At 69.4% G+C, this 16,109-nt stretch carries 15 protein-coding genes and 1 tRNA gene; 9 read left to right on the forward strand and 7 right to left on the reverse strand.

The features are described from left to right. Positions 1-71 precede the first annotated feature (71 nt). Positions 72-707 (forward strand): nicotinamide mononucleotide transporter family protein, encoded by a 636-nt coding sequence (locus FXO23_RS44380; RefSeq protein WP_158893882.1) that lies wholly within the window; start codon positions 72-74, stop codon positions 705-707. Here FXO23_RS44380 and FXO23_RS44385 read toward each other — a convergent pair. The 3 genes from FXO23_RS44385 to aceE form a co-directional block, all read right to left on the reverse strand. Continuing rightward, positions 688-2,304: an L-lactate permease gene (locus tag FXO23_RS44385; RefSeq protein WP_158893884.1), complete on the reverse strand. Its 1,617-nt coding sequence runs from the start codon at positions 2,302-2,304 to the stop codon at positions 688-690. The genes FXO23_RS44380 and FXO23_RS44385 overlap by 20 nt on opposite strands. A 181-nt stretch (positions 2,305-2,485) precedes the next feature. Then, entirely contained in the window at positions 2,486-3,697 is a 1,212-nt protein-coding gene (locus FXO23_RS44390; protein WP_158893886.1) for an alpha-hydroxy acid oxidase, read from the reverse strand. A gap of 145 nt (positions 3,698-3,842) precedes the next feature. Then, positions 3,843-6,635: a pyruvate dehydrogenase (acetyl-transferring), homodimeric type gene (gene aceE / locus FXO23_RS44395; protein WP_158893888.1), complete on the reverse strand. Its 2,793-nt coding sequence runs from the start codon at positions 6,633-6,635 to the stop codon at positions 3,843-3,845. Positions 6,636-7,020: 385 nt separating this feature from the next. Here aceE and FXO23_RS44400 point away from each other — a divergent pair, with 385 nt between their 5' ends. The 3 genes from FXO23_RS44400 to FXO23_RS44410 all read left to right on the forward strand — a co-directional run bounded on the left by FXO23_RS44400 (position 7,021) and on the right by FXO23_RS44410 (position 8,102). Further along, positions 7,021-7,452, forward strand: coding sequence for a DUF3052 domain-containing protein (locus tag FXO23_RS44400; RefSeq protein WP_158893890.1), 432 nt, complete (start codon positions 7,021-7,023; stop codon positions 7,450-7,452). 79 nt (positions 7,453-7,531) lie between these two features. Next, complete coding sequence (locus FXO23_RS44405) at positions 7,532-7,996, forward strand: peroxiredoxin (protein ID WP_158893892.1); 465 nt, start codon at positions 7,532-7,534, stop codon at positions 7,994-7,996. A gap of 34 nt (positions 7,997-8,030) precedes the next feature. Then, positions 8,031-8,102: transfer RNA gene (locus FXO23_RS44410), tRNA-Val, on the forward strand. Positions 8,103-8,315: 213 nt separating this feature from the next. Here the strand turns inward: FXO23_RS44410 and FXO23_RS44415 are convergent. Further along, complete coding sequence (locus tag FXO23_RS44415) at positions 8,316-8,957, reverse strand: hypothetical protein (RefSeq protein WP_158893894.1); 642 nt, start codon at positions 8,955-8,957, stop codon at positions 8,316-8,318. 115 nt (positions 8,958-9,072) lie between these two features. Between FXO23_RS44415 and FXO23_RS44420 the strand changes: the two genes are divergently transcribed. Further along, the gene (locus FXO23_RS44420) at positions 9,073-9,408 is read left to right on the forward strand and encodes a cytochrome P450 (protein WP_281356729.1); all 336 of its coding nucleotides are present in this window, start codon (positions 9,073-9,075) and stop codon (positions 9,406-9,408) included. 69 nt (positions 9,409-9,477) lie between these two features. Here the strand turns inward: FXO23_RS44420 and FXO23_RS44425 are convergent, their stop codons facing one another. Continuing rightward, positions 9,478-10,557, reverse strand: coding sequence for a serine hydrolase domain-containing protein (locus FXO23_RS44425; protein ID WP_218952347.1), 1,080 nt, complete (start codon positions 10,555-10,557; stop codon positions 9,478-9,480). Positions 10,558-10,999: 442 nt separating this feature from the next. Between FXO23_RS44425 and FXO23_RS44430 the strand changes: the two genes are divergently transcribed. Further along, positions 11,000-11,929 carry an HAD family acid phosphatase gene (locus FXO23_RS44430; protein ID WP_158893918.1) on the forward strand — a complete coding sequence of 310 codons (930 nt, stop codon included), beginning with the start codon at positions 11,000-11,002 and terminating at the stop codon, positions 11,927-11,929. 59 nt (positions 11,930-11,988) lie between these two features. Here FXO23_RS44430 and FXO23_RS44435 read toward each other — a convergent pair whose 3' ends face one another. Next, positions 11,989-12,417 carry a tautomerase family protein gene (locus FXO23_RS44435; protein ID WP_158893900.1) on the reverse strand — a complete coding sequence of 143 codons (429 nt, stop codon included), beginning with the start codon at positions 12,415-12,417 and terminating at the stop codon, positions 11,989-11,991. 93 nt (positions 12,418-12,510) lie between these two features. Here FXO23_RS44435 and FXO23_RS44440 point away from each other — a divergent pair, with 93 nt between their 5' ends. Further along, positions 12,511-13,086, forward strand: a complete 576-nt coding sequence (locus tag FXO23_RS44440; protein ID WP_158893902.1) for a TetR/AcrR family transcriptional regulator — start codon at positions 12,511-12,513, stop codon at positions 13,084-13,086. On the opposite strand, the gene FXO23_RS44445 is transcribed toward FXO23_RS44440, so the two are convergent. Beyond that, positions 13,083-13,580 carry a pyridoxamine 5'-phosphate oxidase family protein gene (locus FXO23_RS44445; RefSeq protein WP_158893904.1) on the reverse strand — a complete coding sequence of 166 codons (498 nt, stop codon included), beginning with the start codon at positions 13,578-13,580 and terminating at the stop codon, positions 13,083-13,085. The genes FXO23_RS44440 and FXO23_RS44445 overlap by 4 nt on opposite strands. A 152-nt stretch (positions 13,581-13,732) precedes the next feature. Between FXO23_RS44445 and FXO23_RS44450 the strand changes: the two genes are divergently transcribed. Both FXO23_RS44450 and FXO23_RS44455 read left to right on the forward strand, forming a co-directional pair. After that, entirely contained in the window at positions 13,733-14,617 is an 885-nt protein-coding gene (locus FXO23_RS44450) for an AAA family ATPase (protein ID WP_246258439.1), read from the forward strand. Next, complete coding sequence (locus FXO23_RS44455; protein ID WP_158893908.1) at positions 14,614-15,972, forward strand: vWA domain-containing protein; 1,359 nt, start codon at positions 14,614-14,616, stop codon at positions 15,970-15,972. The genes FXO23_RS44450 and FXO23_RS44455 overlap by 4 nt, the downstream gene beginning before the upstream one ends. Positions 15,973-16,109: the final 137 nt, after the last annotated feature.

Genomic DNA, 16,109 nt, shown 5'->3' on the forward strand with positions numbered 1-16,109 from the left:
TGTCTCACAAACGGGTGGGGAATGCCGTCCGCGGCGCGCATGTTGGGTGCAGCGAGGGAAGGAGCGCGCCGGTGGACTTGTTGCTGCAGCACGGCCTGACGGTGTTCGGTCAGTCGATTTCCTTCGCGGAGCTCGCCGGCCAGCTGTGCGCGCTCGCCGTGGTCTTCCTGGCCGAACGGCGCACGTTGTGGACCTGGCCGGTCCAGGTCGGCGCCACCGTGCTGCTGTTCTCGGTCTACGTCTCGGCTCATCTCGGCGGGCTCGCCACGCGGCAGATCGCGATCCTGCTGATCTCGCTCTACGGCTGGTGGGCGTGGACGCGGCGGCGCGATCCCGTGTACGGCGTGGTGGTGCGCCGGGGCCGGGGCGTCGAACGGCTGGTCATGGCGGGGGCGTTCGTCGCGGGCACGGTCGCGATGGCGTTGCTGCTGGACGCGTTGAACGCCTCCTGGTCGCCGTGGCCGGACGCGGCGATCTTCGTCGGCACGCTGGTCGCCTTCGCCGCGCAGGGCGCCGGGCTGGTCGAGTTCTGGCTGGTCTGGCTCGCCGTGGACGCGATCGGGGTGCCCCTGCAACTGGCGTCCGGGCTGTACTTCTCGGCCGCGATCTACCTGGTGTTCGCGGGCCTGGTCGTGCACGGGTGGTGGAGCTGGAACCGCTCGGCCCGCCGGGTGACCGCGCCCGTGGTCAGGGCAGCATCCAGCTGAGCGCCGCCGTGCTCTGACCGACCACGATCAGGCACATCACCAGCAGCAGCCCGATGCTCCAGGGCAGCACCTTGCGCAGCAGGCGCCCCTCCTCACCAGGGAGGTTGGCCGCGACGCAGGCGATGGTCAGGTTCTGCGGCGAGATCATCTTGCCGAGCACGCCGCCGGAGCTGTTCGCGGCGGCGAGCAGATCGGCCGGGAGCCCGGTCTGCCCGGCCGCGGTGACCTGGAGCGCGCCGAACAGGGCGTTCGCCGAGGTGTCCGAACCGGAGACCGCGACGCCGAACCAGCCGAGCACGGGGGAGAGGAATGCCAGCCCGGCGCCCGCACCGGCGATCAGGTAGCCGATCGTCGTGGTCTGCCCGGACAGGTTCAGCACGTAGGCCAGCGCGAGCACCCCGGTGACGGTGAGGATGGCGAACCGGAGCTCCCGCACGGTCGCCAGCCACTCGCGCAGGGTGTCGCGCGCGGCGACGCGCAGCGCGAGCGCGGTCAGGACGCCCGCGAGCAGGACGAGCGTGCCGCCGGTGCTCAGGAACGGGATCGAGAAGAGGTTGCCGGCGACCGGTTTGCCGTTCGCGTTGGCCACGTCGAGGACCGGCCAGTCGAACTTCCAGGTGGCCGCGTCGAGCAGCTTCTTCACCGGGGGCAGCTGGCCGATCGAGAAGATCGCGATGATCAGCGCGTAGGGCACGTAGGCCCGGACCACTTCGGCACGGCGGTCCGGTTCGTCCAGGACCTCGGTCCGGACGCCGGTGAGCACCTTCCGCCGGACCTCCTCGCGGGCGGGTTTGCGCGCGGCGGGCAGCAGCACCAGCGCGGCGGCCCCGGCGAGGGCGGCGCCGATGTCGGCGAGCTGCGCGGACACGTAGTTCGAGGCGAGGAACTGGAAGACGCCGAACGCGACCCCGCAGACGAGCGCGGGCAGCCAGGTCTCCCGCAGGCCGCGCTTCCCGTCGACGATGATCACCAGCAGCAGCGGGACGAACAGGGCGAGCAGCGGTGTCTGGCGCCCGACGATCGAGGACACGGTGTCCAGCGGCAGGCCGGTGACCTGCGCGAGGGTGACCACCGGCGTGCCCATCGCGCCGAACGCGACCGGGGCGGTGTTGGCCACCAGGGCGACCATCGCCGCCCGGACCGGCGCGAAGCCGAGCGCGACCAGCATCACCGCGCTGATCGCCACCGGCGCGCCGAATCCGGCGAGGGCTTCCATCAGCGCGCCGAAGCAGAACGCGATGATCAGCGCCTGGATGCGGGGATCGTCGGAAACGCGGCCGAACGACCGGCGCAGGACGTCGAAGTGCCCGGTGCGCACGGTGATCCGGTAGATCCACAGCGCGTTCACCACGATCCACATGATCGGGAACAGCCCGAACGCGGCGCCCTGCACGGCGGACGACAGGGCCTGCGGCAGGGGCATGGCGTAGACCGCGATCGCGACGACGAGCGCGACGGCGAGGCCGAGCAGGGCGGCGAGGTGGGCCTTCATCCGGACCACGCCCAGCAGCACGAGCACGGTGGCCAGGGGCAAGGCCGCCACGAGCGCGGACAGGCCGAGCGACCCGGCCAGCGGAGCAAGCTGCTGAACGAACATACCCCGACCTCGTTTCCATAATCCGGAAACAGCCTTCCAGGCGCTGGCCGAGATCCTCGTCACAAACTCCGCGCCACGTCAAGCTCTTGGCGCATTTGGCCTAACGCCCGAGGGCACCGGGTACCGGGGGTCGTGAGTGTTCAGGCCGGTTGGAACCGGACCGAACACTCACGACCCCGGGTCAGCGGAGGGTGGCGTGGGTGGGGCGGAGGTCGGCGATCCGCCGCACGCCTAGCAGCTGCATGGTCCGCACGATCTCCGCCCGCAGGATCTCGACGGTCCGGCGGACCCCGCGCTCGCCCCCGGCCATCAGGCCGTAGAGGTAGGCGCGGCCGATCAGGCAGGCGTCCGCGCCGCGGGCCATCGCGGCCACGATGTCGCCGCCGGACAGGATGCCGGTGTCCAGCCAGACCTCGGCCCGCCCGCCGACCGCGTCCAGCGTCGCGGGCAGCAGTTCCAGCGGGGTCGGCGCGCGGTCGAGCTGGCGGCCGCCGTGGTTGGACAGCAGCACCGCGTCCGCCCCGCGGGAGACCACGTCCCGCGCGTCGTCGACGTTCTGGATGCCCTTCACCACGAGCTTGCCCGGCCACGACTCGCGCACCCAGTCGAGCACGCCGAAGTCGAGTGTCGGGTCGAACATCTCGTTGATCAGTTCGGCGACCGTGCCGCCCCAGGAAGTCAGCGAGGCGAAGGTGAGCGGCTCGGTGGTCAGCAGGTTGATCCACCACGCCGGGTGCATCGCGCCGTCGAGGAAGGTGCGCAGGGTGAGCGCGGGCGGAATGGACAGGCCGTTGCGCACATCGCGCATCCGCGCCCCGGCGACCGGGGTGTCCACGGTCAGCAGGAGCGTGTCGTATCCGGACTCCCAGGCCCGATTCATCAGATCCTGGCCGGCCGCGCGGTCCCGCCACACGTACAGCTGGAACCACTTCCGCGCCCCCGGACCGGCCGCGGCGACGTCCTCGATCGAGGTCGTGCCCATGGTGGACAGCGCATAAGGGATGCCCGCGTCCTGCGCGACCCGGACGACCGCGCGCTCGCCCTCGTGGTTCATCATGCGCGTGAACCCGGTGGGCGCGAAGGCGAACGGGAGCTCCGAGCGCTTGCCGAGGATCTCCGTGCTCGTGTCCACTTCGGACACACCGCGGAGCACGTTGGGGTGGAACTCGATGCCGCGGAACGTCTGCCGCGCCCGGCGGAGGCTGTCCTCGAGCTCGGCGGCGCCATCGGTGTAGTCGAAGACCGCGCGGGGACTGCGTTTGCGGGCGATCATGCGGAGGTCGTCGATCGTGTTCGCCGCGGCGAGCCTGCGCTCGGTCGGGTTGAGCTTGATCGGCTTCGGTCGCAGGATCTGCTTGAGCTCGCTGGGCCGGGGCAGGCGGCGCTGGGTCACTCGGTCATCCTCCCAAGGATCAGGAAACATCCGATGTCTTGAGCTTAGTCCTCGGCGGCAGGAAGGGACCTTCGCTCCCCCAGAACGAGAGCGAGGGACCTTTACTCCGGTTTATCGGTAGCAAAGGTCCCTCGCTATTTTTGGGTCAGGCGTTGCCGGAGTCCGAGGTCTGCGGCCCCGCGGCGGAGACGTCGTCGATGCGGTACTTGCGCGCCGCCTCCACGACCTTCGCCTGGTCCACCTCGCCCCGGCGGGCGAGCGCGGTCAGCACGCCCACCGTGATCGACTCGGCGTCCACCAGGAAGTGGCGCCGCGCCGCCGGGCGGGTGTCGGAGAAACCGAAACCGTCGGTGCCCAGGGTGAGCATGTCGGTGGGCACCCACGGGCGGATCAGGTCCGGCACCGCGCGCATCCAGTCCGAGACGGCCACGACCGGGCCCGCCACGCCCCGCAGCTTCTCGGTCACGTACGGGACCCGCGGATCGCTGGCCGGGTAGAGCAGGTTGTCGTGGTCGACCTCGACGGCTTCGCGGCGCAGTTCCGTCCACGAGGTCGCCGACCAGACGGCCGCCCGGACGCCCCATTCCTCGGCCAGCAACCGCTGGGCCTTCAGGGCGTCCGGCATGGTGACGCCGGAGACCAGGATCTGCGCCTCGGGACCGTCCCCGGCGGGCGCCTCGGCGTAGCGGTAGAGCCCGCGGAGCAGGCCCTCGACGTCGAGGTTCTCCGGTTCGGCCGGCTGCTGGTACGGCTCGTTGTAGATCGTCACGTAGTAGAAGACGTTCTCGCCGTTGCCGTCCGGCCCGGTCTCGCCGTACATCCGGCGCAGGCCGTCCCGCACGATGTGCGCGATCTCGAACGCCCACGCCGGGTCGTAGGCCACCACCGCCGGGTTCGTCGCCGACAGCAGCAGCGAGTGCCCGTCCGCGTGCTGCAGGCCCTCACCGGTCAGCGTGGTCCGCCCGGCCGTGGCGCCGAGCACGAAACCGCGCGCCATCTGGTCCGCCGCCGCGTACAGGCCGTCGCCGGTCCGCTGGAACCCGAACATCGAGTAGAAGATGTAGATCGGGATCATCGGCTCGCCGTGCGTGGCGTACGAGGTGCCGACGGCGGTGAACGACGCCGTCGACCCGGCCTCGTTGATGCCCTCGTGCAGCAGCTGGCCGTGCTCGGATTCCTTGTACGCCAGCATCAGGCTCGCGTCGACCGAGGTGTAGGACTGCCCGTGCGGGTTGTAGATCTTGGCCGTCGGGAACATCGAGTCCAGGCCGAACGTGCGCGCCTCGTCCGGGATGATCGGCACGATCCGCTTGCCGATCTCGGCGTCCTTGGCCAGTTCGCGGACCAGCCGGACGAACGCCATCGTGGTGGCGACCTCCTGCTTGCCCGAACCCTTGCGGACGCCCTCGTAGACCTTGTCGCCCGGCAGCACCAGCGCCTTCGCCTTGGACCGCCGCTCGGGCAGGAAACCGCCGAGCGCCTTGCGGCGGCCGAGCAGGTACTCGATCTCCGGCGAGTTCTCGCCCGGGTGGTAGTACGGCGGCAGCTTCGGGTCCCGTTCCAGTTCCTCGTCGCTGATCGGGATGCGCTGGGCGTCCCGGAACAGCTTGAGGTCGTCCAGGGTGAGCTTCTTCATCTGGTGCGTGGCGTTGCGGCCCTCGAACGCCGGGCCCAGGCCGTAGCCCTTGATGGTGTGCGCGAGGATCACCGTCGGCTGGCCGTGGTGCTCCAGCGCCGCCTTGTACGCCGCGTAGACCTTGCGGTAGTCGTGCCCGCCGCGCTTGAGGTTCCAGATGTCGGCGTCGGAGAGGTCCTTGACCAGCTCCTTGGTCCGCGGGTCGCGGCCGAAGAAGTGCTCGCGGACGTAGGCGCCGTCGTTGGCCTTGTAGGTCTGGTAGTCGCCGTCCGGCGTGGTGTTCATCAGGTTGACCAGCGCGCCGTCGCGGTCGGCGTGCAGCAGGGCGTCCCACTCGCGGCCCCAGATCACCTTGATCACGTTCCAGCCCGCGCCCCGGAAGTAGGCCTCGAGTTCCTGGATGATCTTCCCGTTGCCGCGCACCGGGCCGTCCAGGCGCTGCAGGTTGCAGTTGATCACGAAGGTCAGGTTGTCCAGGCCCTCGCCGGCGGCCACATGGATGAGCCCGCGCGATTCCGGCTCGTCCATCTCGCCGTCGCCGAGGAACGCCCAGACGTGCTGGTCGTTGGTGTCCTTGATGCCCCGGTCGCGCAGGTAGCGGTTGAACCGGGCCTGGTAGATGGCGTTCATCGGGCCCAGCCCCATGGACACCGTCGGGTTCTCCCAGAACTCGGGCATCAGCCGCGGGTGCGGGTACGACGGCAGGCCGCCGCCCTGCCCGGCGTGCGAGTACTCCTGCCGGAACCCGTCGAGCTGGTCCGCGGTGAGACGTCCCTCCAGGTAGGCGCGCGCGTAGATGCCGGGGGAGGCGTGCCCCTGGATGTAGATCTGGTCGCCGCCGCCGGAGTGGTCCTTGCCGCGGAAGAAGTGGTTGAAACCGACCTCGTACAGCGCGGCGGACGAGGCGTAGGTCGAAATGTGACCACCGACACCCACGCCCGGGCGCTGGGCGCGGTGCACCATGATCGCCGCGTTCCACCGGATGTACGCGCGGTAGCGGCGTTCGATCTCCTCGTCACCGGGGAACCAGGGCTCGTTCTCGGTGGGAATCGTGTTGACGTAGTCCGTCGCGGTCAGCGGCGGGACGCCGATGTTGCGTTCGCGGGCGCGCTCCAGAACCCTCAACATCAGGTAACGGGCTCGTTGCTGACCGCCACGAGCCAGTGCCGCGTCGAAGGAATCCAGCCATTCGGCCGTCTCCTCCGGGTCGATGTCGGGCAGGTGGGCGGCCAGTCCGTCACGGATCACGCGGACGCGTGCCGGTGCGTCCTGGCCGGGGGCGCCGTTGCTCTGCGGGGCCAAGGGATCTCCTCGCCGGGTTGTCACTGCTGTTGCTCGCACACTGTGTCGACAGCCATCGTCGTCTTGGTCGGGGTTTGCGTCATCGCTACTCAGCGGTAACGTTTGCCCACTTCGCGGCGGCATTTGGTATCGCGCGCGCGATACTGACCACCCTAGGTTAGCCGCGCTCGCGGCCGACCGCCGCGCCCGTCGAGAGGGGGTTGTCAAGAGGCGGTTTTTCCCTCGTGCGGGGGTCCGGAGTGCCTCTACCCTGCGACACGAGTTACCGACGATCCGGTGTGGACGGTTGCGCTGCAAGCCGCACCAGTGTTCGCTAACCCCATCCGTATCCGTGTGGGGCGGGAGTGGCCCGCCGCACGCACTAGCAGTTGGAGGAGTGAAAGTCGTGGTCGCCGCGGGAGACGCTGGTCGGAGCAGCGTCGCCGAGAGGCTTGGGATCAAGCCGGACATGGTTGTTCAGGAGATCGGTTGGGACGAGGACGTCGACGACGACGTCCGCGCGGCGATCGAAGAACATATCGGCGGCGACCTCCTCGATGAGGACGCCACCGAGGCCATCGATGTGGTGCTGCTCTGGTGGCGTGACGATGACGGTGACCTGGGCGACCAGCTGGTCGAGGTGCGCACGACGCTCAACCAGGACGGCGTCATCTGGGTGCTGACCCCGAAGACCGGCCAGCCCGGGCACGTCGAGCCCAGCGAGATCGCCGAGGCGGTGCCGTCCGTCGGACTGTCCCAGACCTCCAACATCAACATCGGCTCGGACTGGGTGGGCACCCGGCTGGTGCCGCCGAAGTCGCCGAAGTCCAAGCGCTGAACACCCGTCCCCGGAGGTCCTGCGCGCACGATAGGGTTAAGCCGCAGGCATGAGTTCATACCGTGGGAGAGGTGCCAGGATGGCGGTCGAGGTCGGTTCGCAAGCCCCGGACTTCACGCTGAACGACTACAACAAGCAGGAAGTCAAGCTCTCGTCCTTCCGGGGTGAGAAGCCGGTGCTGCTGGTGTTCTACCCGTTCGCCTTCAGCGGCATCTGCCAGGGTGAGCTGTGCCAGCTCCGCGACGAGTTCGCCGAGTACGACGGCCAGGGCGTGCAGGTCCTCGGGGTCTCCGTGGACACGCCGTTCTCCCTCAAGGCGTGGGCCGAGCAGCAGGGCTACCAGTTCCCGCTGCTGTCGGACTTCTGGCCGCACGGCGCCGTGGCGAGCACCTACGGCGTCTTCAACGAGAAGGCCGGGCTCGCCAACCGCGGCACCTTCCTGATCGACAAGGAAGGCATCGTGCGCTACGCCGAGGTCAACCAGCCCGGCGAGGCGCGCGACCAGCAGAGCTGGAAGAAGGCGGTCGCCGAACTGCCTGCCTGACCTGGGTTGCCGCCCCGCGGGGCGGCACCACCCGGGGCGCATAGCTCAGCGGAAGAGCACCGCGCTTACAACGCGGGGGTCGCAGGTTCGAACCCTGCTGCGCCCACCGATCCAGGCGATGTGCGGACCTTACGGTTCGTACTGGTCTGGCTACGGTCGTCGATTCTACGGTCCGGATTGTCCTCACCGAGCCCAATGGGTGGGCTGGAAGGCGACCTGCGCTACGTAGATCCATCTGACGTCTTCGGGATCGGTTCGATTGACGAACGTATTCTGGAAGACCACGTCGGGCGGGGGCTGTTGAATATCGCTTCGCTCCTCAATAAGCGGCACGCCCATATTCACGTAGGTGTGCCACTCTGGCCCGGGTCCGTCTCGCCGAGATCGACGCCGAGGGCTGGGCACTGACCCGGTACGCCGATGTGCGGTGGGCGCTCGCGACCCCGCGGCTGATCCGCCCGCTCATCGACGACTGGCCGCCACGCGAGGGCCCCGGCCTGACCACGATGATGGAGATGGACGGGCCCCGGCATCGCGCGCTGCGTCGGGCCGTGACGCCCTGGTTCAGTCCGCGCAGTGTGCAGACCGGCAGGGGCTGCTCCGTGCCCGCGCCGACGAACTGCTGGACGCGATCGAGGCGGCCGGGCCGCCCGGCGACCTGGTCACCGAGTACGCCGAGTTGTACTCCCTGCGCACGATGTGCGATCTGGTCGGCCTTCCCTACGCGGAACGGGACCGGTTCCTGGACCCCAGCGATGCCGCGCTCGGCGCGCTGCAGACCCTGGAGGAAGGGCGGCGGGTGACCGAATACCTGCGGGACTACACCTGCGACGTAATGGACCGCAATCACCGCCACCCCGGCATGGACATCCTCACCGACCTCGCCCACCGGAACCGGGCGGGAGAACTGCCCGCCGAGGACGTGGTCAACTTCGGGCTGTCCATGATGCTCGCCGGGCACCGGGCCACCACCATGTGCCTGACCAACGCCATCCTCACGCTCCTGGGCAGGCCCGACCAGCTCACCCGGCTGCGCGAGCAGCCCGACCTGATGCCGGGCGCTGTGGAAGAAACTCCTGCGCTACCTACCGGTGTTCAACGGCGCGGTGATCACAATCGCCACAGCGGACCTCCCACTGCACGGGCAGACCGTGGCGGCCGACGAAGCGGTGCTGCCGCTCATCCCCGCGGCCAAGCGGGACAGCGCCGTCTTCGACCGGCCCGACGAACTCGACCTGCGGCGACGGCACAACCCCCACCTGTGCTTCGGCCGCAGCCCGCACAACTGCCTCGGCGCGCACTTCGCCCGCGCCCAACTCGCCACCGCACTACGGGCGTTGCTGGATCGCTTTCCAGTCCTGCACCTGGCCAACACGACGAGGAGCCCTCCCCGCCACGGCCCCCGACGTTGAGCGAGATGTACGGATACGCGTCGCGCGGCCGGACAGTCGATCTACCTCGGCAACGGGCAGATGATCGCTCTAGCTGGGGCAGAGTGCGGAATTGAAGACCCGGTAGAAGTCTTCGGCCATTTCCTGGAGGTAGAAGCCCTGGTTGAGCAGGAGCGTCACGCGGCGGCCGTCGGCGGTCACGCCGGTCTGCGAAACCCAGGCCGGGATCGATCCGCCGTGCCCCCACCATTCCTTGGCGCAGGCGTTCGACTTGTCGTGGTGTTCCAGGCCGAGGCCGTACTGCTCGCCTTCCCCGGAGGGTACGGTTTTCTTCATCTCGGCCAGTTGTGCCGGGGGCAGCAGGTTGCCGTTGACCAGTTTGTCCATGAACCTGTTGAGATCGATGCCGTTCGCGGTCATGCCGCCGGCCGAGTCCGCGGCCGACGGGCTCTGCGCGGTGTATTCGATGCGCTTCGGGGGCTTGCCCTCTCCTTGGTAGAGCAGGTGGTAGCCCCGTGCGTTGGCACCGCGGATCTCGTACTCGTCCGCCTTCGGCGCATCGGTATTGGACAGGTTGAGCGGTTTGACGATCCGCTCGGTCACCGCGTCGCGCCAGTTCTTCCCGGTGACCTTCCCGATCAGCATCCCGGCCACGATGTAATTCGTGTTGTTGTAGACGAACTCGCCGCCGGGGGCCGCTCCCGTCTCGTCGAGCGCGAGCGCCAGCAACTCCTCCGCGGTGAAGTGGCGGTACCGGAGGTTGTCTATACCGAGTTCCCACAGGTCGTCGCTGTGCTCCGGCAAACCGCTCTGGTGGCGCAGCAGGTGCCGCACGGTGATCAGCCGGCCGTCGATGTTGTTGCCCCGCAACACCCCCGGCAGGTAGGTCTCCACCGGATCATCCAGTTTCACCTTGCCCTCGGCGACCAGTTGCAGGACGACCGTGGCGATGAAGGTCTTGGTGATGCTGCCGATCCGGCCGGCCGAGGGTTTCGGGAACGGTGCGCCGGTTTCCAGGTCGCCGACCCCGGCGTTCAGGATCCGCGCCGGCTTGCCCGGCACCTCGAGCACGACTTGCGCGCCGGGAAGGTCGTGGTTTTTCACCAGTGCGTCCAGCGCGACCTGCACCGGGTCACCCGATCCGCCTTCCGCGGCGGCGGGGGAGGTCATCCCCGTCGCCAACGCACCAACCAAGCCGAGAATCGCGCAGGCGCGACGCACCATCACCATGTCAGACCCCAGTTGCTCGAATCCCTGTGCGGGGAACGGGAAACGATGTGTTCCCGCGAGAGCTGCCCCAGCACACCAACATCGTCATCTTGTCGGGCGGATCATGGCGCGCGCAATACGATCACCACTAAAGCGGTAGGTGCACGCGAAGATCTCCCCCGCGTGCACCGAAGGCCGCAGTGATGCTCGCCTACTCCCGAAACGGGGAACACACCCGACCAGAACGGGGAACTCGCGGCAGCGCCCCCTCACCTGCCGCGAGTCCCCCGTTTCGGCACACCGAGTTCCCCATCTCGTCCGCGGGGTGGAAGACGTGGCGATCCGGGCGGGCCAAGCTGGCGGCCTGGTTCACACACCGTCGCCGGACGTAGGAAGGTTCATTATGCAGCGCTACGCGATTACGTTCCGGGTGCGTCCCGGCACCGCGGACAAGGTCAAGGAATTGTTGAGGGACTACGACCCGCCGGAGTGGGTGACGCCGGAGGGGGCGGAAGCCGTGCGTGGTCTTGACGGGGTGCGCGGCCTGGTGCAGCTGGTCGGCCGGTTCGCCGCGGACCCGCTCGCAGTGAACCCGGTTGCCGCGTACGAGGAACTGTTGCGTGCCAACTTCCTGTCCGCGGTAGTGGCCACCAAGGCCGGTGACCCCGCGGGCCGATTTCGCGTACTGGGCATCTTTCGTTGGTGTAGTGCGCGGAACGCGGTGCGTAGGGTCCGGGCCGACGCGGTGCGACGGGCGCGCCGGTATCCGTTGTGGAGGGTCGAGATGTCCCTGAAAGGGGTTGTCGTCGTGGTCGCCGCGGCCTGCGCGGTGAGCGCCGGGCCGGCTGTCGCGGTGGCCGAGGAACTGCCCAGTTATGCGCAGTGGCAGGCCGATGTGGAGCGGGCGCTGGACGGCGCGACGCGGTACCTCGACGAGCACGCGCACGATCCGGGCAAACCGGCCATCGTGCTGGACATCGACAACACGTCCCTGGAGACCGAGTACAACCCGGGCAAGGCCAACAAACCCGTGCTGGCGGTGGAAAAGCACGCGAAGGACCTGGGGATGCGGATCATCATCGTGTCCGCGCGCAAGGTCGGCGGGGAGCGGGAATCCCTGGCGCAGCTGCGACGCGCGGGATACGCGCCGGACGAGATCTGCCTGCGCAAGTCCGGTGAGCACAAGGAGGACGGCAAACTCCGCTGCCGCAAGCAGTACGCAGCGGACGGTTTCACCATCACCGCGAACATCGGCAACCGGGACACCGATTTCTACGGCGGCTACTTCGACCGCGCGTTCCGGTTGCCGGACTACGACGGCCAGTTGAGCTGAGCCGCCGGGGAGCGCGGTTCGGGCCGCTCCCTCTCCCCGGCCCGAACCGCCCCCCGAACTCAGCCTTCCTGGCTCTGCTTCGCGGCCGCCGCGAGTTCGGCGAACTTGACGATTCGCCCGGCGCCGCCCCAGGTTCCTTCGGGCTGTTCGTGGATCAGCACCCAGACCCGTGCGGAGTCGGCCTCGGTCAGCCCGGCGGCCTTGAGCACCTCCGCGGTCACGTCTTCCACCAGCCCCGCCTTGCGCCGCTCGGACAGCGCTCCGGCCGGGACCGTCGCGTCGACCCGGAACCGCGGTTCGTCGTCCTCCAGGTTCACCACCGCGCCGCGCGGGATCTCGTGCAGGTAGCTCCAGGAGATGCTCCGGATGAACGCGGTGTCCGGGGCGCCTTCCCACTTCAACAGGGTTTTCGCCAGCGTGCGCTGGATGTGCTCGCGGCCGTCCGCGGGCAGGGCCCCTTCCGGAACCGTGAGTTCGATCAACGGCATGACCTGGCCTCCTCGGGCTCTATGACGAGCGTTATAGCCGGAACGCTAGTTATGACGGCTGTTATAGTCAAGGCCGGATCGGAAAGGTGGCAGATGAGTTCGGAAGTCCGTCAGCGCATCGTGGCCGGTGCGGCCGACATGATCCGCCGGCGCGGCCTCAACGCGACCAGCGTGCGGGACCTCGCCGTGCACGCCGGGGCGCCGCTGGGTTCGACGTACCACTACTTCCCCGGCGGCAAGCAGCAGCTCGCCGAGGAGGCCGTGCGGTTCACCGGGAAACGCGTGCACAAGGTGCTCGAGCGGGAACTGGCGGCCGGTCCGGTGGCCGGGCTGCACGCCTTCCTGAAGCTGTGGCGCGAAGTCGTGGTGAGCAACGACTTCCGGGCGGGCTGCCCGGCGCTGGCGGTGACCGTCGAGGAGCTACCGGAGGGGGAGGAGGTCCCCGGCGCGCTCGCCGCGGCCGCCGAGGTGTTCCGCGACTGGGCAGCGCTGCTCGCCGGTGCGTTCGCCGAACACGGGGTCGAACGCCACCGGGCCGACCGGCTGGCCACGGTGATCATCGCCGCGATCGAGGGCACGGTCGCGCTGTGCCGCGCTCAGCGCAGCGTGCGACCGCTCGACGACGTCGCCGCCGAGCTGGAACTCCTGGTCGAGGCCGCGCTCGGCTAGAGGTATCGCGCGGTCGAGCCCGCCAGCGGCATCGGGTCGAGGCCGAGCTTGCGGTGGTCCCATGACCGCACTCGCTCGGCGTCCACGCGGATCACGATGCGCTTGTTCATCATCGCGTCGACGAGCGGCTTCAGGTCCTCGGTGTAGGGGCCGTTGTAGCGTTCCCAGACGCTGATGCCGACCGCCTCGATCGATTCCGGATCGTCGAGGATCACGCCGCGGCCCTCGAGCGAGACGCCGCGCAGCGAGTCGTAGGTCTGCCCGTCCTCGACCAGGCAGGTGATCCGGTCGTTGCGGCGCAGGTTCCGGACCTTCTGCGACTTCGCCTTGGTCTCGAACCAGAGCTTGCCGTCGATCACCGCGTACCACATGGCGACCAGGTGCGGCGCGCCCGAGGGGCCGATCGTGGCCAGGGTCGCGGTACGGCTCCGCTCCAGGAACGTCGCGACCTCCTCGTCGGACATCCGGATCTGCGCCCGCTGGTTCGTGCCCATCGCTCGTGGTCCTTTCGCAGGTGGCGCCCGGCACCATACCGGTACACCGCGTACCTGGCACCATGCCTGGGTACATGATCACCACGTCGTTGACTATGACAGGTGTCATATCTACCGTGAAGGCTCGCGCGCGGAAGGGATTGGGTGGGCACGTGACCGGAACTGGGTACTTCGCCTCGGTCGACGAGGTGACCGAACGGCTGGCCGAGACCGGGTACCTGGCGTCCACCGCGGTCGCCACCACGGTGTTCCTCGCCGACCGGCTGGGCAAACCGCTGCTGGTGGAGGGCCCGGCGGGGGTCGGCAAGACCGAGCTGGCCCGGGCGGTCGCCCAGGTGACCGGCTCGCGGCTGGTGCGCCTGCAGTGCTACGAGGGCGTCGACGAGGCTCGCGCGCTGTACGAGTGGAACCACGCCAAGCAACTGCTGCGGATCACCGCGGGCCGCGACGAGGGCTGGGACCGGGCGCGCACCGACATCTTCAGCGAGGAGTTCCTGCTCGCCCGTCCGCTGCTCACCGCGATCTCCGGGGACGAGCCGACGGTCCTGCTCATCGACGAGACCGACAAGGCCGACGTCGAAATCGAGGGCCTGCTGCTGGAGGTGCTCGGCGACTTCCAGATCACCGTGCCCGAACTCGGCACGATCACCGCGACCCGGCGGCCGTTCGCCGTGCTGACCTCCAACGCCACCCGGGAACTGTCCGAGGCGCTGCGCCGCCGCTGCCTGTTCCTGCATATCGACTTCCCGGACGCCGAGCTGGAACGGGACATCGTCCGGCTCAAGGTGCCGGGCGTCGACGCGGCACTGGCCGACGCGGTGGTCCGGGTGGTCGGCGCGCTGCGGGCGATGGAGCTGCGCAAGGCGCCCTCGGTCGCCGAGACGATCGACTGGGCGCGGACCCTGCTCGCGCTGGGCGCGGACACGCTGGACGAGGGCGTGGTGCGGGACAGCCTCGGCGTGCTCCTCAAGCACCAGGACGACGTGACCAAGGCCTACGCGCAACTCCGGCTGGACCAGGTGCTGGACGCTTCATGAGCGTCCCGGATCGGCTGGTCGAGTTCGTCGGGGCGCTGCGGGAGCAGGGAATCCCGGCCGGGCCCAGCGAGACCGTCGACGCGGCGGCCGTGCTGGAGGTGCTCGGGCTCGCCGACCGCGAGCGGATGCGCGAGGGGCTGGCCGCCGCGCTGGTGCGCCGGGGCGGGCAGCGGGCCGTGTTCGACGCGGCCTTCGACCTGTTCTTCCCGCTCGGCGTGGGCACCCCGGAGCGGGGCCGCGAGGAGTTGCCGGACCTGGAGCGGCTGCGGAACGAACTGGTCGAGGCACTGGCCACGAACGACGAACAGAACCTCGCGCAACTCGCCGGGCTCGCGGTCGAGGCGCTCGGCCAGTACGGCAGCGGATCCGGGCCGGGCGGCGGGTTCTCCGCCTACCAGGCGCTGGACCGGTTGCAGCCGCAGACGTTGCTGGTGCGGGTCCTGGCCGCGATCCGCGCCGGGGCCCCGGCCGGGGAGTTCACCGAACGGCTGGAACGGGACGAGATCCGGCGCCGGATCGAGGCGTTCCGCGGGCGGGTGCGGACCGAGGGCCGCCGCCGCGCCGCCGAGCTGCGCGGCCGGGAACAGGTGGCCCGGCACGCGATCGCGCCCGCGGCGGATCGCGTCGATTTCCTGATAGCCAGCCGGAGCCAGCTCGCCGAACTGCGGCGGGCCGTCCACCCGCTGTCCCGCAAACTCGCCACCCGGCTCGTGGCCCGGCGGCGGCGCCACGCGCGCGGGCAGATCGACGTGCGCCGGACCTTGCGCCGCTCGCTGAACACCGGCGGCGTCCCGGTGCGGCCCGCGTACCGGCGGCATCGCCCTGGCCGCCCGGAGATCGTGCTGATCTGCGACATGTCCGGCTCGGTGGCCGGATTCGCGAACTTCACCATGCTGCTCGTGCAGGCGCTGCGCGACCAGTTCAGCAAGGTCCGCGTGTTCGCGTTCATCGACACCATGGACGAGATCACGCACCTGGTGACCGCCGGTTCCGCGGACCCGGAACGGCTCGGCAGCCGGATCCACGCCGAAGCGACACTGTCCACTTGGGACGGACACAGCGACTACGGCCGCGCGCTCGGCGATTTCGCGGAACGCTACGCCGGCGCGGTCGGTTCGCGGACCTCGGTGCTCATCCTCGGCGACGCCCGCACCAACGGCGGCGACCCGAATCTCGCGGCGCTGCGGCGAATCCTCGCGCCCGCCCGGCACGCCTACTGGCTCAACCCCGAACGGACCACCCTCTGGTCCACCGGCGACTCGGCCGCCCGCGCCTACGCCGAACTCGTCGAAATGCACGAGTGCCGCAACGCCCACCAGCTCACGCGCCTGGTCACCCGCCTCCTCCCCACCTGATACCGCAAATCCCCCAATGTGGCTTTCGGGGCGTTGAAGGTACCCAATGCGGCATTCGGGGCGTTGAAGGTTCCGAACGCCACATTGGGGAGTTTTCATCCTGTTGGTGCTGGTCAGTGGGGTTGACGGTGGCGGGT

This window comes from Amycolatopsis anabasis (genome assembly GCF_009765355.1).
GTDB lineage: Bacteria > Actinomycetota > Actinomycetes > Mycobacteriales > Pseudonocardiaceae > Amycolatopsis > Amycolatopsis anabasis.

Bases quoted from the DNA above. Each gene is read 5' to 3' on its own strand.
- FXO23_RS44385 (WP_158893884.1), bottom strand. From the start codon at position 2,304: ATGTTCGTTCAGCAGCTTGCTCCGCTGGCCGGGTCGCTCGGCCTGTCC.
- FXO23_RS44405 (WP_158893892.1), top strand. From the start codon at position 7,532: ATGGCGGTCGAGGTCGGTTCGCAAGCCCCGGACTTCACGCTGAACGAC.
- FXO23_RS44425 (WP_218952347.1), bottom strand. From the start codon at position 10,557: ATGACCTCCCCCGCCGCCGCGGAAGGCGGATCGGGTGACCCGGTGCAG.
- FXO23_RS44430 (WP_158893918.1), top strand. From the start codon at position 11,000: ATGCAGCGCTACGCGATTACGTTCCGGGTGCGTCCCGGCACCGCGGAC.
- FXO23_RS44435 (WP_158893900.1), bottom strand. From the start codon at position 12,417: ATGCCGTTGATCGAACTCACGGTTCCGGAAGGGGCCCTGCCCGCGGAC.
- FXO23_RS44440 (WP_158893902.1), top strand. From the start codon at position 12,511: ATGAGTTCGGAAGTCCGTCAGCGCATCGTGGCCGGTGCGGCCGACATG.
- FXO23_RS44445 (WP_158893904.1), bottom strand. From the start codon at position 13,580: ATGGGCACGAACCAGCGGGCGCAGATCCGGATGTCCGACGAGGAGGTC.
- FXO23_RS44455 (WP_158893908.1), top strand. From the start codon at position 14,614: ATGAGCGTCCCGGATCGGCTGGTCGAGTTCGTCGGGGCGCTGCGGGAG.